Annotated in this window: 3 protein-coding genes; all 3 read left to right on the top strand. The window is 34.5% G+C overall.

Annotated elements, in window-relative coordinates; genetic code table 11:
* The first annotated feature begins 115 nt into the window (after positions 1-115).
* Complete coding sequence (locus LBU54_RS15200) at positions 116-874, top strand: NADAR family protein (RefSeq protein WP_317196327.1); 759 nt, start codon at positions 116-118, stop codon at positions 872-874.
* Positions 875-1,040: 166 nt separating this feature from the next.
* The gene (locus tag LBU54_RS15195) at positions 1,041-1,937 is read left to right on the top strand and encodes a restriction endonuclease (RefSeq protein ID WP_224531960.1); all 897 of its coding nucleotides are present in this window, start codon (positions 1,041-1,043) and stop codon (positions 1,935-1,937) included.
* A gap of 149 nt (positions 1,938-2,086) precedes the next feature.
* On the top strand, positions 2,087-2,839 hold the full coding sequence (locus tag LBU54_RS15190; RefSeq protein ID WP_224531958.1) for a hypothetical protein: 753 nt from the start codon (positions 2,087-2,089) through the stop codon (positions 2,837-2,839).
* The last annotated feature ends 107 nt before the right edge of the window (positions 2,840-2,946 follow it).

Below are 2,946 nucleotides of genomic sequence, written 5' to 3'. Positions count from 1 at the left end.
TGCGGCTGAATTCCTAATCGGAATTCATTGCAATTTGCTATCTTTCGGTTACGGCGGAAAATCATAGCTGATTTTCCGCAACGAGCCATACACAAAACCGTTGCCATTAATTTGAATGATCTACACGAACGAAAAAATAATTGAACGAATTGAATCAGGAGAAAACCTGAAATACCTTCTATTTTGGGGACATCAAAAGTCTGACCGAATTACGAAATCTTGCTTCAGTCAGTGGTATGAATCTGAATTTGAAGTTAACGGAATTAAATTCTTGACTGCCGAGCATTATATGATGGCTGAAAAAGCTCTACTGTTTGGTGACAAAGACATTTATAACGAGATAATCGAATCAAAAAAAGCAGGAAAAGTAAAGGAACTTGGACGCAAAGTAAAAAACTTTAATCAAAGGATTTGGGAAGAAAATCGATTCGAAATAGTAGTTAGAGGTAATTTCCACAAGTTTGGTCAAAATTCAGAACTATCTGAATTTTTGAAAAACACAAATGACCGAATTTTAGTTGAGGCAAGTCCTGTAGATAAAATTTGGGGAATTGGACTTGCTCAAAATGACGAAAATGCTGAAATCCCATATTTTTGGAACGGGCTGAATTTACTCGGCTACGCTTTAATGGAAACGAGAGATATTTTAAACAAAATTGGAGAGTTTAAACCTCTTAAAAATTCTGTTTTACCACCTTGGTTAGCTCATCCTGAAATCGAAAGATATAGTATTGGTTGGAGAATGGGATATGGAGAAGAACATATTGACAATCTATTTGAGTATTTTGACAAACTAACTGATAAAGAAAGAATAATTTACGAACTGACCTATCCTGAAAATGAGGAATGGAAAGATTGGTATAAAAACGGATAAAAAACTAATGGCAACAATGGCTATAAGTAATTGCTGGTTCTCGCCTACTTCTGAAAATCCTCGCGGATTTTCAGTTTGGTGCGTATTTGCAAAGTTGAGTGCTAATCCACGCAACTACTCATAGCCGAGACCGTTGGGCTTAATTAAAAAACAACCGAGTTAATAAATGGAATTACCTAAATATCACGAAACTTTTATGCCGATTTTGGAAACGCTTAATTCGATTGAATCGATAAGCAGTCGAGAATTAGCAGTTAGAGTTCGAGACAAATATTATTCGGACTTACCGAAAGAACTTTTAGATAAAAAAACAAGTACTGGAGCCAATACATTGATTGACCGAATACTTTGGGGAAAATCGTATCTGAAAATGGGAAAGTTTGTCTTCTATCCAAAAAGAGGAATGGTAAAAATCGGAGATAAAGGAAAACAAGCTTTGGCAAGTGGACAATTGCTGTTGTCTGACTTACAAAATGACCCTGATTTTATCCAACATCGTTCTTCAGTTAAAAGTAAAAAAGAAGACAAAACCGAATTAGAAACAGTTGATGTCGATAACGCATCACCACAAGACCTGATTGATACTGGATTCGAGACAATTGAAACAGAAGTAAAAACCGAACTTCTCGAAAAACTTAAAGAACTTGACCCTTATTTCTTTGAAAAAGTAATATTGATTTTACTCAAAAGAATGGGTTATGGAGATTTTATTGAAACTTCGAAATCTGGAGATGGTGGTATTGATGGAATCATAAACGAGGACAAACTTGGTCTTGAAAAGATTTACACTCAAGCGAAAAGATATAATGAAAATAAAGTGCGTGAAAAGGATATTCGGAATTTCATTGGAGCAATGAGTGGAGATACTTCAAAAGGAGTATTTATAACGACATCAACATTTGACGATTCAGCTATTAAGAAAGCAAGAGAAGCTCATCATTCGATTATACTAATCGATGGACCTAAACTGGTCGACTTAATGCATCAATACAATGTAGGCGTTCAAGTAAAGACAATCTATGAAGTGAAAGAAATTGACAATGATTTCTTTGAAGGAGAATAAAAATAACTAAGCCCAACAATGGCTATAATTCATTGTGGTTTTGTGCCACACCAAAATAAAAGTATAAATCAACGGCTGATTTCTCAGCGGAATAATCCTGCGGATGATTCCACAACGAAATCATAGCCGAGACCGTTGCCAGTAATGTAATGAAACACGCAATCACAATCATATTAATTCTGATATTTACAGCTTCCACAAAAGCTCAAAGTGAAATCACGCTTGAATTTTTAAAAGGAGAATGGATTTCAGATTCATTAAGGACGAATGAAACTGAACGATGGAGAGATTTCGTTTTTATTGACAGTTTAGGTCAATTTTACCGAACGACTTGGTGGAGCGAAAACTATGTTTTAGACAAACATTTGAAAATAGATGGAAATAAAATTAAAAAAGAGAACGAAGAAAAATTTAAAATAACTGCGGTTGACTCAAATACAATTGAATTAAACGGAACGAATTATTACGGACTTTTCAAACGTGACCCTTGGCCGAACATTGGAAGTTATCAAGAATCGCTAAATAGATTTATAGTTGGGGATTCAATAAAGAAAATACTAATTGGAAATTGGGGATTGCTGAAAATTGAGGCAATTCAATCTGATAAGAATAACGAATATCCAAGAGAATATTTGGACTCTTACAAAAATCGAGATTTTTTAAACCAATCAGTTAATAAACCAATTCAGATTACTTTTAGAAAAAATAACAAATTCGAAGTAACAGGCAACAACGGAAATATAGTTTATAATAGATTTATGGTTGATGACGAGAAAATTCAACTCTGGAAATCAGACTACATCATTTCATTATATAGCGAACTGAAAGAAGACAATTTAGTTATCATAGAAAGCAAACACGGAATCGAAAGAAAATTGACTTTTGAAAAAGAACCTGAATAAAAACACTACTGGCAACACCGGCTATAGTTCATTGCGGCGGAATTTCCTCTCGGAAATTCCTGCGTATTTGCTAACTTTGGTTTACGGCGGAATAGTTCTGCCGAACC

Origin of the sequence: Winogradskyella alexanderae, from assembly GCF_020166335.1 — a bacterium.
GTDB lineage: Bacteria > Bacteroidota > Bacteroidia > Flavobacteriales > Flavobacteriaceae > Winogradskyella > Winogradskyella alexanderae.
This window is presented reverse-complemented; position numbering and strand designations above follow the sequence as displayed.

Bases quoted from the DNA above. Each gene is read 5' to 3' on its own strand.
- LBU54_RS15195 (WP_224531960.1), top strand. From the start codon at position 1,041: ATGGAATTACCTAAATATCACGAAACTTTTATGCCGATTTTGGAAACG.
- LBU54_RS15190 (WP_224531958.1), top strand. From the start codon at position 2,087: ATGAAACACGCAATCACAATCATATTAATTCTGATATTTACAGCTTCC.
- LBU54_RS15200 (WP_317196327.1), top strand. From the start codon at position 116: ATGATCTACACGAACGAAAAAATAATTGAACGAATTGAATCAGGAGAA.